Source organism: Streptomyces sp. NPDC059142 (assembly GCF_042755665.1).
In the GTDB taxonomy this organism is placed as follows: Bacteria; Actinomycetota; Actinomycetes; order Streptomycetales; family Streptomycetaceae; genus Streptomyces.
The window spans coordinates 33,164-48,380 of record NZ_JBHZDA010000056.1 but is presented as its reverse complement, the minus strand read 5'-3'; the positions used below and the strand labels follow the sequence as shown (position 1 = coordinate 48,380).

8 protein-coding genes and 2 pseudogenes are annotated in these 15,217 nt (G+C 71.9%); 6 read left to right on the top strand and 4 right to left on the bottom strand.

Annotation, left to right across the window (positions count from 1 at the left end):
- Both ACFXPK_RS20675 and ACFXPK_RS20670 read right to left on the bottom strand, forming a co-directional pair.
- On the bottom strand, window positions 1–6,525 hold a 6,525-nt coding region (locus tag ACFXPK_RS20675), incomplete at its 3' end, for an amino acid adenylation domain-containing protein (RefSeq protein WP_385077364.1).
- A complete protein-coding gene (locus ACFXPK_RS20670; protein WP_385004251.1) occupies window positions 6,513–6,971 on the bottom strand; it encodes a group II truncated hemoglobin in 459 nt (152 codons plus the stop codon). The genes ACFXPK_RS20670 and ACFXPK_RS20675, both read right to left, overlap by 13 nt.
- Before the next feature lie 142 nt (window positions 6,972–7,113).
- Here ACFXPK_RS20670 and ACFXPK_RS20665 point away from each other — a divergent pair, with 142 nt between their 5' ends.
- From ACFXPK_RS20665 to ACFXPK_RS20645, 5 genes are all read left to right on the top strand, one after another.
- Window positions 7,114–8,340 (top strand): cytochrome P450, encoded by a 1,227-nt coding sequence (locus tag ACFXPK_RS20665; protein ID WP_385077360.1) that lies wholly within the window; start codon window positions 7,114–7,116, stop codon window positions 8,338–8,340.
- Window positions 8,337–8,561 (top strand): ferredoxin, encoded by a 225-nt coding sequence (locus tag ACFXPK_RS20660; protein ID WP_042163795.1) that lies wholly within the window; start codon window positions 8,337–8,339, stop codon window positions 8,559–8,561. Before ACFXPK_RS20665 ends, ACFXPK_RS20660 begins: the two co-directional genes overlap by 4 nt.
- Window positions 8,562–8,861: 300 nt before the next feature.
- On the top strand, window positions 8,862–10,223 hold the full coding sequence (gene ccrA, locus ACFXPK_RS20655; protein WP_385077356.1) for a crotonyl-CoA carboxylase/reductase: 1,362 nt from the start codon (window positions 8,862–8,864) through the stop codon (window positions 10,221–10,223).
- Window positions 10,220–11,212 carry a 3-oxoacyl-ACP synthase III family protein gene (locus ACFXPK_RS20650; protein ID WP_042163798.1) on the top strand — a complete coding sequence of 331 codons (993 nt, stop codon included), beginning with the start codon at window positions 10,220–10,222 and terminating at the stop codon, window positions 11,210–11,212. The genes ccrA and ACFXPK_RS20650 overlap by 4 nt, the downstream gene beginning before the upstream one ends.
- A complete protein-coding gene (locus ACFXPK_RS20645) occupies window positions 11,209–12,078 on the top strand; it encodes a 3-hydroxybutyryl-CoA dehydrogenase (RefSeq protein WP_385077352.1) in 870 nt (289 codons plus the stop codon). The genes ACFXPK_RS20650 and ACFXPK_RS20645 overlap by 4 nt, the downstream gene beginning before the upstream one ends.
- 268 nt (window positions 12,079–12,346) lie before the next feature.
- Here the strand turns inward: ACFXPK_RS20645 and ACFXPK_RS20640 are convergent.
- Window positions 12,347–12,667: pseudogene (locus ACFXPK_RS20640) on the bottom strand (transposase); the annotation flags it as partial.
- 978 nt (window positions 12,668–13,645) lie between these two features.
- Between ACFXPK_RS20640 and ACFXPK_RS20635 the strand changes: the two are divergent.
- A pseudogene (locus ACFXPK_RS20635) lies at window positions 13,646–14,475 on the top strand (IS5 family transposase).
- A gap of 16 nt (window positions 14,476–14,491) precedes the next feature.
- Here the strand turns inward: ACFXPK_RS20635 and ACFXPK_RS20630 are convergent.
- A complete protein-coding gene (locus ACFXPK_RS20630) occupies window positions 14,492–15,178 on the bottom strand; it encodes an L-serine ammonia-lyase (protein WP_385077373.1) in 687 nt (228 codons plus the stop codon).
- Between the last annotated feature and the right edge of the window lie 39 nt (window positions 15,179–15,217).

Here is a 15,217-nt window from a genome sequence, read left to right as displayed (position 1 = left end):
GGGCCGGCCGCCCCCGCCCCGGACCCCGCCCGGGGCGGCCACCTCAGGGGCGCCGTCGGCCCGCCCGCGGGCGGGGGCGGCGCCCCGCCCGAGACCGGAGAGCAGCCCCACATGCCGACGGTGGGTCACCAGGTTCACCCCGGCTACCACCGCGCTGTCGCACTCGCCGGAGCGCAGCGACTGGATCGCGAGGTGTAGCGCGGTCAGCGACGACGAGCACGAGGTGTCCACCGCGAGGCTCGGCCCCTGCCAGCCGAACGTGTGGGACAGCCGGTTGGGCAGCGTCGCCCGGGTGGCGACGACCTCCACGGGGTCCCCGCGTTCCCAGCCGTCGCCGGCCGCGCCGAGGTGGTCGTCCCACATGGACGCCACGAAGACCCCCACCCGGCCACCGTCCTCGGTCAGGGACCGGGGGGTGTACCCGGCCTCTTCCAGGCATTGCCAGACGGTCGGCAACAGCAGACGCAGCTGCGGGTCGATGACGGCGGCCTCGGCGGGGGAGATGCGGAACGGCCGCAGGTCGACCGGTCCCAGCGCGTCCAGGAACCCGCCGGTCGGGGGCTCGCCGGTCCAGCCGAGTGCCGCGATGCGGGAGGGGGGCATGGGGCCGATGGCCGACCGGCGCTCGTACAGCAGCCGCCACAGCTCGTCCGGGCCCGTGGCGCCGGGGAAGCGGCCCGCCATCCCGACGACGGCGACCCCGCCCGACCGCCGGGCGGGCGGGGTGTCCGCCGCCGTCCACAGAGGCTCGCCGGGGGCCTCGTCGCCGGTGGCGTCCAGCGGCGCGCACAGGAGCCCGAGCAGGAACGTGTGGGACGGCCCGAGTCCCAGCACCTCGGCGAGGTCGCTCTGCCGCAGATCACCCACCGGGCAGACGGCGACACCCGACGGCACCTGCTGCTGCATCAGCAGCTGGGCCATGTGCCCTGCCTCCAGCGCCAGATAGCGGGGTGTCTGGGCCCGGTACAGCGGCTCGATGCCCTGCTCCTCTCCGACCAGGTAGATCTCGGCGCAGGCGCGGGCGGCGAAGGGCCGGTTGTAGTAGACGTGCGCGTTGACCGGGAGGTCCGCGCCGGTGCCGAGAGGTTCCAGGGCGTGGGTGCGGGGCCGGTAGTAGTAGGCGCCCGCGTCGAGGCCCTCCACGGCGCCGTCGCGCACCAGCACGTACACCTGCACGGCATACGTGTCCCCGGCGGACGGGTAGAGGGCGCCGGCGCCGGGGCTCCCGTCCGTCCTGGCCAGCACCCGCAGCAGTCGGCCGAGTCCTTCGCCGTCGAGCCGCCCCTCGGTCACGGGGCGGCGGCTGGCGCGCCAGCGTCGCTGCTCCTCGCTCGGCCTGCCGCCGGGCAGCGGCATCGAGCGGGCATGTTCCGGTGCGGGCCGCTGCCCGAAGTCGCCCTCTTTGAAACGACGCCGGTCTTCGGCGGCGAAGAAGTCCACCTGCGGCGGAGGCGTTGCGCGACGCGGTTGCGCGCGCGTCGCCGAGGCGGCCTGCGGTGGTTCCGTAGCCTCCGGTCGTACGTGCGGTGGTTCGCTCCGCTCCGGTTCGGCCTGCCGTGCCTGCAGCCGCTCCGGTTCCGTCTGTGGCGGTTCGGCGCGCCCCGGTTGTGCCTGCGGTCGGTTGGCGGCGGACAGGTGCGCGGCGATGGCGGCGACCGTCGGCTCCGACAGCAACAACGCCACCGGCACCTCGCAGCCGTACCGGTCCCGCAGCACCCGGCTGGCCCGCACCATCGTGAACGAGGTGGCCCCCAGCTCCCACAGGTCCGCCGAGGGGTCGACCGGCGGCAGGTCGAGCAACTCGCCCAGCAGCGCGGCGATCGACGCCACGTCGTCGGCCGGGGCGGCCTCGACCGCCGCCGGTCGCCCCTTCGGCGGACCGGCGGCAGTCGGCGCGGCCTTCTCCCCAGCCTCTTCCATCTCGGTCTTCTCCCGGGCCCCTTCAGCCTCGGCCTTCGACGAGCCCCCGACAGTGACCGGCGCGGCCCGCTCCACCGTCGGCGCGGGTTTGCCGTCGACCGGCCAGGGCAGGGCGTCGCGGTCGAGTTTGCCGTTGGTGGTGGTCGGCCACTCGGTGACGAACGCCACCACGGACGGCACCATGTAATCGGGCAGTGCGGCCGCGGCATGCGCCCGCAGCTCGGCCCCGGTGGGAGGCGGAGCAGGAGCCCGGTCCGGGTGCGGTGCCTGGTCCTCCGCCAGCACGTACGCCACCAACCGGTCCTCCCCGAAGCCGCCGGACCGCAGCAGGACTACCGCGTCCGCGACACCGGGATGCGCCCGCAACCGGTGTTCGATCTCCGGCAGTTCCACCCGGAACCCCCGCACCTTGACCTGGCCGTCACGACGGCCGAGGAAGTGCATGACACCGTCGGGCGCGAACCGGGCGCGGTCGCCCGTCGCGTACAGCCGTGTCTCCGAAAGCCCGGGGAACTCGCCGGTGACGAACCGCTCCGCCGTGAGGCCGGGCTGCCGGTAGTAGCCGAGGGCCAGACAATCGCCCGCGATGTACAGGTCACCCTCGACACCGATCGGCACCGGGCGGCGCGATGCGTCGAGAACGTGGTAACGGGAGTTGTCCAGCGGACGCCCGTACGGGATGCTGCGCCACCCCGGGTCCACCCGGTCCACCACGAAGTAGTTGGACCAGACGGTCGCCTCGGTCGCACCGCCGAGGCTCACCAGCGTGGCGTCGGGGAACGCAGCCCGCAGCCGGCCGGGCAGCCACAGCGGGGTGTAGTCACCGCTGAGGAACACCAGCCTCAGGGTGTCGCCGCCGGGCCGGCCGAACGGCGTGGGGAACTCCGGCGCCAGATTCGCCAAGGTGGTCGGTGCCGAGTTCCAGAACGTCACCGGCTCGGTCTCCAGCACGCGGAGCAGCAAGCCCGGGTCGTGCTGCTGTTCCTCGTCGGCGACGTACAACGCGGCGCCCAGGCTGAGCAGTCCGAGGATGTCGAAGACCGACAGATCGAAGCCCAGCGACGTGACACAGAGGCCGAGGTCGCCGGGCCCGAAGCCGAAGGTGCGGCGACTCCACTCGAAGAGGTTCAGCATCGGGCGGTGAGCGACCCCGACCCCCTTGGGCCGCCCGGTGCTGCCCGACGTGAAGATCACATACGCGAGGTCGTCCACCTCGTTCACCGGATCCGGCGCACGCCCCTCACGGGGGTGCGGCTCGGCGAGCACCGCGTCCAGATCGAGCAGACGCAGGTCCGGAAGGTCCTGCGCCGGCCGTGTCACGCCCTTCGCCGACGGTGTGTCCGGTACGCCGGACAGCGATGTCGCCCAGCCGCAGGACGCGTCGCGCACCAGGAAGGCGGCGGCAGCGTCGGCGAGCATCACCGAGGCCCGCTCACGGGGCAGCGACGGCAGCACCGGCAGATACGCGCCGCCCGCCTTGAGGATGCCCAGCACCGCGACCACCATGTCCGGGCCGCGGCGCACCGACATCCCGACCACGTCGCCGCGGCCCACTCCGGCCCCGCGCAGCGTCCAGGCCAACCGGTTGGCGCGTAGTTCCAGTTCGGCGTAGGACAGGGCGCCACCGGCCCAGCGGACCGCCACGTCGGAGGGCCTGATCCGGGCTTGGTCCTCGATCAGTACCTGCACCGGCAGGTCCGCCGGGAACGGGCGGGTGGTGTCGTTCCAGCGGGCGGGCGGCAGTTCCGGGTCGTCGACCGGCATCTGTTCGAGCGAGACCAGTTCCGCCAGGTCGTCGGCGAACCGTGCGAACGCCTCTTCGGGCCACCCCTCGGGCAGTTGCTCCGGCAGGATGTCCCAGGCGTACTCCAGTACGTCGCCGTCCTGTACCGCCACGCAGTCCAGCGCCACGCCCGGAGTGCTCGTCGCCCAGACCCCCGCGGTGACCCCGTCCGGCAGCGGATGCGCGTCGAGGTCGAACAGGCTGGTGTACACCACGGGAAGACCGTTACCGGAGCGCCGCGCCTTGCGGAGTTCGGCCAGGCCACTCGCCGCGTCGGCCTTCCGGTCCTCGGCCAGCACGGCGTCGTACCGGCGCGCCAGGTCAATCAGTGGACCGTTCTCGGCTGTGACTGTCACCCAGCTCAGCGCGGTCCGCTCGGCGGGCCGGGCCGCGTCGGAGCCGTCCGGCCAGCGCACCACCGGGACGGCGAACACGTCACCGAGGCCCGGGGAGAGAGCCCGCGCGTACGCGGCCAGCAACAGACCGTCGGGCGAACAGCCGTGCTTCGCCCCGGCGGCCACCACGGCGCGCCACCCCGGCAGCGTGCCGCGCAGCCGGGTGCGGCTGCCGTCGTCGGACACCGCTGACAGCCGGGGACCCGGCGACAGCGCGGCCACTCGCCGCTGCCAGTGCTCGCGAGCCGTTGGTGCGTCGAGGGGGGTGGTGGACGAGCCCGCCGGACCGGGAGACGAGACGTCGCCGGTGTCGCTGTCGGCCGCGTAGAGCCGCATCAGCTCCCGCCCGGCCAGGTGGATACTGCGCGCGTCGATCAGCGCGAGGTCGACCGTCAGGAACACGGTGCCCGCACCGTCCGCGTCCCCGACACGGCCCACGCGGACGTCCACGTGGCCCTCGCCCCACGGGTGTGCCTCCCGCAGGAGGTTCCCGACGAGCTCCGCCGTGAGCGGGACCTCCGGCACGGGCGGCGACGCGGGCACTGCGGGCAGCCGCACACCGTGCTCGGCGTCGACCTGCGCGGACAGCACCGGGTGGGAGGTCGTCAGCCGCTCCAGGGCCCGCCGCAAGCGGTCGGTGTCCAGGTCCGCGACCTCGTAGCTGAGCAGCAGGCGGCAACCGCCCGCGTCGTCCGGGTCGAGCGCCCGGGAGACGAGATAGGCCTGCTGGAGGTCGTTGAGCGGGGCCGACGGCGCAGGGAAGGACCGGGCCGACGACAGGGGCCGGGCGGCTGCCGGCTCCTGCTCCCGCTCCGGCTGTGCCGCCCGCTCCGTTGGTGATTCCGGCGCCGGTTCCGCGTCCCTGGCCAGCGCCTCCAACCGAGCGGTGTAAACGCCGAACAGGGCCTCGGCTCCGGGCGCCGCGAAGGCCCGCTCGACCACGTCCCACCGGTAGCGCAGTGCCCCGTCCTCCTCCCACACCTGGTGGTCGAGGGACACGCCGGAGGTCCGGCCGACCGCGTAGCACTCGGCTGCGGCGAAAGCACCCTCGGGCGGCCCGTCGTCGATCATGCTGGTGAACGCCACGGGCAGGTCGGGCAGCGGCCCGCGGCGGCGGCGCAGCGCTGCCACCCCCGGCACCGTCGAGTGGTCGAGATCCTCGGCGAGGCGCTCGTGCACGGCCCGGACCTCGGTGTCGTGGACCGGGAAGACCATCGTTGAGGTGAACGTGCCGACGGCGTCGTCGGCGCCCCGCATCCGCGCCCGGTCACTGGTGGTCAGAACGAGACTGAACGGCAGCTGCGCCCCGCCCCCGGCGAGGACTTCGGCGAACGTGCCCAGCAGAAACGCGGTCGCGGTCACCCCGCGACGCGCCGCCACCTCGCGCAGCCGGGCCCACGTGCGCGCGTCGAGCGCCCCGGTCAGCGGCCGCCGGTCCGGTCCGCCGCCCACGTCGCCGGTCTGCCGTGCGGGCGCCCGCACGAGGCCCGGTCCGGCCGGCAGCGTAGCCAGCCGCTTCTCCCAGTGGGCGAGGTCCGCCGCGTACCGCTCCCCGCGGCTCTCCCGGGCAACGGCACACGCGTAGTCGCCGAAGGACACCGTCGGCGCCTCGCACGCGAGGACGTCGGGAGACCCGTCGTACGCGCGCCACCAATCCCACAGCAGGACCCGCAGGCTCCGGCCGTCGCAGAGGACGCCGTCGACGGCCAGGTGGACCCGCCCGTTGCCGTCGGCCCCGGGGGTGACCTCCACCTCGTACAGGGGCCAGTCCGCCGCGGTGTACCGGCGGCGGCCCAGCCGCGCACGGACCTCGGCCGGGTCGTGACCGACGGGACGCGTGGTCAGCGGCAGGTCCAGGGCGGGCCGGACGCGCAGTGCCCCGGCCGCGGTGAGGCCGCAGTCCAGCACCGGGTGCCGCCGCCGCACGGCCAGCCAGGCCCGCCGCAGCCGGTCGAGGTCCAGGCCGGACACCTCGAACTCGCGGTAGTGGTGACAGCCGACCGCGTCCGGCACCAGGCCGTCCTCCTTGCCGACGAGGTACGCCTGCTGGAGCGCCGTGGCGGGGAAGGGTTCATCGGGTGCGGCCGGATCGGCCGGTACCGTCAGCCGCAGCCCGGCGGCCGCCGTGTCCCCGGCCCCGGCGACCAGACCGGCCAGCGTCGCCGCGTCGTGCCCGGCGCGGAGCCAGCTCAGCGGCACCGGGACACCGAGCCGGTCCTCCAGAGCCAGTGCCAGCCGGACCGCCGTCATCGAGTCGGCGCCGGGTGGCAGGACCGGTTCGTCGTCGCTCGGCCGCCGCCCGTCGAACGTGTCGTGCAGCGCGGCGACCACGCCGTCCAGCAGCCCGGCGCCCACGTCGCGGGGCGGAGCGGGAGTCGCGCTGGGCGGAGTGACAGGGGTGCGGGGCGTCCGCGTCACCACGTCCACCTCCCCAGCGTGCCGTGCCGGGTGTCCAGGTCCGCCTGGCTCATTCGGGACGCCCGCGTGGTGATCGTCGCCGCCCGGCGCAACTGCTCCTCGAACCGGGTGCGGAACAGCTCGTCATCGGGCAGCTCCGCCTCGTCCGCGGCGGCCAGCATCAGTTCCACGAACCGCTCGCGCTGCTCGTCGGTGATGCGCAGGCCCGCATGCATCTTCTTTACGTGCCCGAACCCGCCGATCTCGTCGGTGAAGGCGCTGCCCTCCCCGAAGACCTCGACGAAATACGCGGTCAGGTGCCGCACATGCGCGTCACCGGTGTACCGGAACATGCGCCCGATCTGCGGATCGGCCAGCGCGGCCCGGTGGAACGCCTCGGCCAGGCGCCGAAGCGGTTCCTCGCCACCGACGTGGTCGTACATCGTCACCGTGACCTCCAGGGTCGTGTCCGCCACTGGGAAACCGTTGCGACGATAGGCGCGCCGATCACCGGCGCCCGCTCACGTTTGAGCGTCCTGCGGCAGAGGGCTGTGCCAACCTCGGGCCATTGCCCGCGGAGGTTGCGGATCTTGCAGTCCGAGCAGGAAAGAGGTCGCAGTGGCTGACCAGTTGCCCACATACCCGATCACCGATCGCACCTGTCCCTACGACCCGCCCGCCGGCCTGCTCGCCCTCCAGGAGCAGGCGCCGCTGGTACGAGTGCAACTGCCCACCGGCCCAGCCTGGTTGGTGACCAGCTACGACGCGGCACGGACCCTGCTCGACGACCCGCGTATGAGCTCGGACATGGGCCGGGAGGGTTTCCCCACGCTGTACCGGCAGAAGATGCGGCCGGTGCTCAAGGGCTCCTTCATGCGGATGGACGGCGACCAGCACGCCTTCTACCGCACCATGCTGGCGGGGGAGTTCTCGGTCAAACGCGTCCAGGCGATGCGCCCGGAGATCGAGCAGGCATGCGACCAGTTGCTGGACGAGATGATTCGCCAGGGACCGCCGGCCAACCTGCACCAGTCGTACGGTGTCCCCGTGTCGTCCCGTTCGATCTGCCAGTTGCTCGGTGTGCCGTACGACGACGCGGGCTTCTTCACCACCCACCTGGAGGCGCTCTTCGACCCGCACCGGGCCGGCGCGCCGGAACGGATCGCCGAGAGCAAGGCCGCACTCAGCGGCTACCTCGACGAGCTGGTCTCCCGCAAGGAGAAGGACCCCGGCGACGACATGATCAGCCGGCTCGTCGCCGACTACCTGATACCCGGGAAGGTGGACCGGCCGGAACTGCTGCTCACCTCGTACCTGCTGCTCGCGGCCGGCCACGAGACGACCGCCAGCATGATCACCACCGGCACCGCCGCGCTGCTCATGCACCCCGAGCAACTGGTGGCCGTGCGCGACGAGCCGCATCTGCTGCGCGGCGCCGTGGAAGAGCTGCTGCGTTACCTGAGCATCTTCCAGTTCGGCATCACCCGCGTGGCCACGGAGGACGTGAAGGTCGGCGATCAGACCGTGGCCGCGGGCGAGGGCATCGTCGTCTCGCCGCTGCTGGGCAACCGCGACCAGGGTGTCTACGACGACCCGCACACCCTGGACGTCCGCCGCCGCGGCCGCCCCCACCTGAGCTTCGGCCACGGCCCGCACCTCTGCGTCGGGCACACCCTGGCCCGTATCGAACTGCAGATAGCCTTCGAGCGGTTGCTCATGCGACTGCCCGACCTGCGCCTCGCCGTACCCGAGTCCGAGGTGCCGTTCCGTACCGAGACCCTTGTCTTCGGCACCATCGACCTGCCGGTCACGTGGGGCGAGCAGCCGGCGGAAACGCCCGTATGAGTACTCCGGAAGGGCCGGCGCGGGTGCTGAGGGTGGACCACGCCGCCTGCTGCCGCTCCGGTGCCTGCTCGCTGGTCGCGCCCGACCTCTTCGACCAGGGCGAGGACGGCAAGGTGCTGCTCAAGAACCCCCGGCCGCCCACGCACCTGCTGGCAGCGGCCCAGGAGGCCGCCGACTACTGCCCGGTCTCGGCCATTGAGCTGGAGGCTCCACCCGGGTGAGCCGGCCGCCCGACCACGTGCCGGAGTCGTCGGGCTGTCGGCCTGCCGTCGCCCGCCGCCTGGACACGGCAGTACGGGCCCCGAGAGGCCGTCGGCGGCATGCGCGGGCCGGCACGCGCGGTGCCGGGCGCACCTCGGCCGCCGCTCCGTGCGCTGTGGCGCGCACGGAGCAGCGTGCGTGCGCCGCTGACCGGGCCGGCCGTCGGCGGGCCCTGCGTGCGCGAGACGCACCTCTCCCACTCCCGCTTCGTCCGGTGGTGTCCGCCGGCAGGATTCCGACGTCGATCGCGAGGAACACACATGGACCTGCTCAGCACGGCGGTGCTCAACGGCGCACCCCCCGAGGGACTGGAACGGCTCCCTCTGCCCGACGAGTTCCTCGCCGGATACCTGCGGGCCGAGGACGCCGAGGCGGCGGACCGCCCGGCCGGCACCGACGTGCGGCAGACCCTGCACGTGGGCCTCGTGCCGATGCCCGAGCTGGCGCCCGACGAGGTCGTGGTCGCAGTCATGGCCAGCTCGATCAACTACAACACGGTGTGGTCGGCGATGTTCGAGCCGATCTCCACATTCACCACGCTGCGCCGCTACGCCAGGCAGGGCGGCTACGCCACCCGCCACGACCTGCCGTACCAGGTGGTCGGCTCGGACGCCTCCGGGGTGGTGGTGCGCGTCGGGGCCGGAGTACGGCACTGGCGGGCCGGCGACCACGTGGTGGTGAGCCCCGCGTACGTCGACGACCAGGACCCGGGCTCCCACGACGACGGGATGATGGGCACGCACCTGCGCGCCTGGGGATTCGAGACGAACTTCGGCGGCCTGGCCCACTACACGGTTGTACGGGCCACCCAGCTCGTCGCCAAACCGCCCCACCTCACGTGGGAGGAGGCGGCCACGATCACCCTCTGCGCGGGCACGGCGTACCGGATGCTGGTCAGCGACCACGGCGCCCGGATGAAGCAGGGCGACGTGGTGCTGATCTGGGGTGCTACCGGGGGACTTGGCGCGTACGCCGTGCAGATGGTCCGCAACGGCGGCGGCATCGCGGTCGGCGTCGTCGGCTCGCAGGCCAAGGCGGACTTCCTGCGGCAGCAGGGCTGCGACCTGGTGATCGACCGCCGGGAGATCGGCATGGGCGACGACGCGGACCCCCGGGCCGACGCCGCCGAGCTGGGCCGCAGGCTCGGTCGCCTCATCCGAGCCGAGATTGGCGAGGACCCGAGCATCGCGTTCGACTACGTCGGACGATCCACCTTCGGCACCTCGGTGCACGTGGTGCGGCGCGGCGGCACCGTGGTGACCTGCGGATCAAGCACCGGCTACGAGCACAGCTACGACAACCGCTACCTCTGGATGAACCTGAAGCGGGTGATCGGCAGCCACATCGCGAACCTCCACGAACAGACGGAGTGCGTACGGCTGTTCAGCCGGGGCAAGCTGGTGCCGGTGCTCAGCCGCGTCTTTCCGCTGGAGCAGGTCGGGGACGCCGCGCGACTCGTGCAGCAGAACCGGCACCTCGGCAAGGTCGGCGTCCGCTGCCTGGCGCCGCGCGACGGACTGGGTGTGACCGACCCGGCAGCCCGTGCCCGTATCGGCGAGGAACGCCTCAACGCCTGGCGCCGCCACGCCGCGGCCACCGCCCCGGCGGGAGCCGCCCGATGAGCGCCCGGGGCATCCTAGGCACCGGCTCCTACCTGCCCGAACGAGAGGTCGGCAACGAGGAGGTCGCCGCGTGGTGCGGCGTCACCGCGCAGTGGATCGAGGAACGGACCGAGATCCTCACCCGGCGGTACGCGGCGTCCGACGAAGCCACGTCGGACCTCGCCGTGCACGCCGTCACCCGGGCCCTGCAGGCCGCCGGGATCACGGCGGACCAGCTCGACTACCTGATCGTGTCGACGTCCACCGGCGACTCCCCCCAGCCACCCACCGCCTACCTGGTCCAGAACGCCATCGGCGCGTCGGGCGCCGCCTGCTTCGACATCAACGTGGTGTGCAGCGGCTTCGTGTACGGGCTTGAACTGGCCCACCGGCTGCTCGCCGGGCGACCCCAGGGCTACGCCGTGGTCGTCGGCGCCGATGTCTACTCGCGCATCCTGGACCACGCCGACCACCGCACCACGGTCCTCCTCGGCGACGGCGCGGGCGCCGCCGTCGTCGGCCCGGTCCGCGACGACCACGGCTTCCTCGGCACCGAGTTGTCCAGCAGCGGAGAGGCCCACCGGCTCATCCGGGTCGAGGCCGGCGGCAGCCGTACCCCCCTCACCCCGCATACCGTGGATGAGGGCGGCCACTTCTTCCGGATGGACGGCCGGGGCGTTCGCGACTTCGTCATGGAACACGTACCGCCGATCCTGGACCGGCTGCTGCGCAGCGCCGGGTTCGGCGCCGACATCGTCGACCACTTCGTGCCGCACCAGCCCAACGGGGTGCTGCTGAGCCGCCTGGTGGAGAAGGCCGGGATGACCGGAGCCCGCACGCATCGCACGTTGGAGAGATACGGGAACGTGGGCAGCGCCTCCGTGCCGGTCGCCCTGGACGACGGTGTGCGCTCGGGTGCGATCCGCGACGGTGACGTCGTTCTGCTGGCCGGGTTCGGCGGCGGTATGTCCGTCGGGGCGGCCCTGATGCGCTGGCAGGAGAACTCATGAGCCACGACCCGATGAACCGGCTGGGAGTGGTCGGTTGCGGCGTGATGGGCGCGGGCATCGCCGACATCGCGGCCCGGGCCGGGCTCGACGTCCGCGTGGTCGTGTCGCGCGCCGGAGCCATCCCGGTGGGCCTCGACCGCATCCGGCGCTCCATGGGCCAGGCCGTCCGCCGGGGCACGCTCACCGAGCGGGACCGGGACGCGGCCCTCGGCCGCATCGAGGTGACGGCGGACATCGACCGGCTCGCCGACCGCGACTGCGTGATCGAGGCGGTCCCCGAGAACGAGGACCTGAAGACCGCCCTGTTCACCCGGATCGACGGCCTCCTCAAGGACGACGAAACCGTCCTTGCCACCAACACGTCCTCCCTCCCGATCGGCCGGATGGCCCGGGGAACCCGTAACCCCCAACGGGTCATCGGCGTCCACTTCTTCAGCCCGGTGCCGCTCATGCCCCTGGTCGAGCTGATCAGCACGTCCCGGACCGACGAGCGGACCCGCACCCGGACCGCGGCCCTGCTCACCGGCCCCTTGGGCAAGACCCTCATCGAGGCACCCGACCGCGCGGGGTTCGTGGTCAACGGGCTCCTCATTCCCTATCTCCTCGGCGCGATGCGCATGGTGGAGTCCGGCCAGGTGACCGCGGACACAGTCGACCAGGGCATGACGCTGGGCTGTGCCCATCCGGTAGGCCCGCTGCGGCTGGCCGATCTGATCGGGCTCGACGTCGTCAAGGCGGTGGCCGACGCCCTGCACCGGGAGTTCACCGAACCGCAGTACGCCCCGCCGCCGATCCTGCTGCGGCTGGTGGAGGAGGGAAGGCTCGGCAAGAAGAGCGGGCGGGGGTTTCACCGGTACGAGGGGTGAACCGCCGCGCTCACTTCCCCTCCGGATGACGGGTGGAACCCGGCGAGGGCTGCCCCGGTTCTTGCGGCGGTCCTCGGCGGTTGCGGCGATGGATCGTCAGCTGGTGGCCAGGTGGTTGGCAAGGTCAGCGGCCATGGACAGCGTGGTAGGTTCCGCCAGTTGGCGAGGAGGACCTCCGTCGGGGCCGGACTGGGGTGAGCGGTCGCATTCACGCTGAGCTGGGGCCGAGGACCGGATGGTTCGAGGGGTTGATGGGCGATGCAGATGACTCGCTACCGTGCTTGGGGGCCGTCCGTCCTTGGGGTTCGTACACGCGCGGTGGTGTCGGGTGTCGCATCACGCGGTCGGAGCGGAGGCTGCCGAGGATCTGCACCGGCAGGTCGCCGGGCAGGTGGGCGATGCGGGGTGCGTCGTAGCCGACGTCCAGCACCACGAGGATTTCCGGGTCGCCCTCACGCCACTGGCCGGCGGCGACGAGCCGCTCGACGGCCTTGCGGAGCTGGATTGTGGTGACCGCGGCAACATCGGCGCCGGGCTGCAGACGGACCGCATCCAGCACGGCGGTCCAGGACGTGTGGCCGCTCTCCAGCACCGAACCTGAAAGCACCTCAAATCATGATAGACCCGGTGCCGGTGAGCGGCCAGCGAAGAACCGACCGGCATGCCACTGGAGGCTTCCGCAGTGGGTGACGTGACCCGGCCTTTCCCGACCCGCAGCCTGTAGATGTCAATGGTGCTCTTGTCGAGGTCGGACAAGCACTCTCATGTGCCCATCTGGCCTCGTCAGAAGCTACGCTTGCGGCCACGCAGTGCCCTCGCTGGCCCCTTTCGGTTGCCCCGCCGGTGGACAGCCGGTGGGCAGACGCCTTTGGACGGTGCGTCACGGGGTGGCACGGGTCAACCTGTTGCACATGATCTGATCAGCAAAAACGTCACCACGCGGCACGACGAGGCACGGCGCAACATGAACGCTCATGGTCTCGGAATGCGTAGGTCTTGGGTTCGAATCCAGAAGGCGGCTCCGAGGGAGGCTGCAATTCGGACCTCTGACCTGCGGCTTCTTGCTGTTCGTGACGCTTAGTCCGTTGAGAATACGACTGCCGACCTGCGTATCGGAATGCGCAGGTCGGTGATTCCCCGCCCGGAATGGCTGGCGGAACTCTAGCCCACGAGCAGCCTTTGAACTGGAGTCTCCTTGAGGCGGGCGAGCGCCCGGATCTGCTTCGAGCGGGTCGGGGTGCGCAACGAGAGCGCATCGGTGCAGAGTTGGTCTGGAGGAAGCAGGGCTTGTGCGCGATTGGTGACTCCGTTCTTATGGCTACTGGAGCAGGTCGTTCGAAGGGCGTATGAATGGGCAGATGATGCCGACCTCCGCGAGTTCTACGAGACCGTTATCCGCGAGGCGATGCAAATTGAGGACTTTCGAACGCTCCTGAACGGGTGGTTCCTTGTGGAGCTTTGGCCACGGTTGTGGTTCTAGCCTCTAGCGCGGGGGCGTTTGGAGAGCCGGTTGCCTGACCTGGGCAGTGTCTTCAAATGATCTTGGGTGTTGGATCATGGTGTCGTGATACGTCGCCATGAGCTGTCAGATGCCGAGTGGGAGTTTGTCCGGCCGCTGCTGCCCGAGTCGTTGCGGGGGCGGAAGCGGCTGGACGACCGCAGGGTTCTGAACGGGATCGTGTGGAAGTTCCGGACCGGGACCGCCTGGCGGGACGTGCCCGGGCGTTACGGGCCGTGGGCCACGCTGCATACCCGTTTTCGCAGGTGGGCGGCGGACGGGACGTTCGACCGGATGCTGCGGGCCGCCCAGGCGAAAGCGGACGCGGCGGGCGGCATCGAGTGGCTGGTGTCGGTCGACTCCACGGTCGTCCGGGCCCACCAGCATGCGGCCGGGGCCCGAAAAGGGGGCTCCGCGACCCGGCCCTCGGCCGGTCCCGGGGCGGTCCGACCAGTAAAATTCACCTGGCCTGTGACGGCAGGGGCCGCCCGCTCGGCTTCGTCGTGACGGGCGGCGACGTCAACGACTGCACCCGGTTCACCGCCGTGATGGAAGCGATCCGGGTGCCCCGGATCGGCCCCGGGCGGCCCCGGGTCCGGCCCGGTCACGTCCTGGGCGACAAGGGCTGCAGCTCGAAGGCGATCCGCGCCTGGCTCCGCCGCAAGGGCATCGCCCACACGATTCCCGAGCGGGCAGACCAGGTCCGCAACCGGGCCCGGCGAGGCAGCCGCGGAGGCCGCCCGCCGGCCTTCGACCGGGAGGTCCACAAGCACCGCAACGTCGTGGAACGGTGCTTCAACCGCCTCAAGCAGTGGCGTGGCATCGCCACCCGGTACGACAAGACCGCCGAGTCCTACAAAGCGGCCGTCACCCTCGCATCGCTCCTGATGTGGGCGTGACATTTGACGACAGAACCTAGCACTCGATGATGTTCACCGCGAGCCCGCCCCGGGCCGTCTCCTTGTACTTGACCGACATGTCTGCGCCGGTCTCCTTCATGGTCTTGATGACCTTGTCCAGGGAGACCTTGTGGCTGCCGTCCCCCCGCAGCGCCATCTTCGCCGCCGTGACCGCCTTCACCGCCGCCATGCCGTTGCGTTCGATGCACGGGATCTGTACCAGGCCGCCGACCGGGTCGCAGGTCAGGCCCAGGTTGTGTTCCATGCCGATCTCCGCCGCGTTCTCGACCTGCTCCGCGCTGCCGCCCAGGACCTCGGCCAGGGCGCCCGCCGCCATGGAGCAGGCCGAGCCGACCTCGCCCTGGCAGCCGACCTCGGCGCCGGAGATGGAGGCGTTCTCCTTGAAGAGCATGCCGATCGCGCCCGCCGCGAGGAGGAAGCGGACCACGTTCTCGTCCTTCTCCGCCGGCGTCGCGCCGCCCGCCGCGAAGTTCATGTAGTAGTGCAGGACGGCCGGGATGATGCCCGCCGCGCCGTTCGTCGGGGCGGTGACGACCCGGCCGCCCGCCGCGTTCTCCTCGTTCACGGCCATCGCGTACAGCGTGATCCACTCCATCGCGTGGGCCTGCTGGTCGCCCTCGGCGCGCAGTTGGGGCGCCGCCGGCGCGGCGCGGCGGGCGTCCGATAGGCCGCCGGGGAGGATTCACACGCGCGAGATGCCCCCGGATAGGCACGCCAGCAT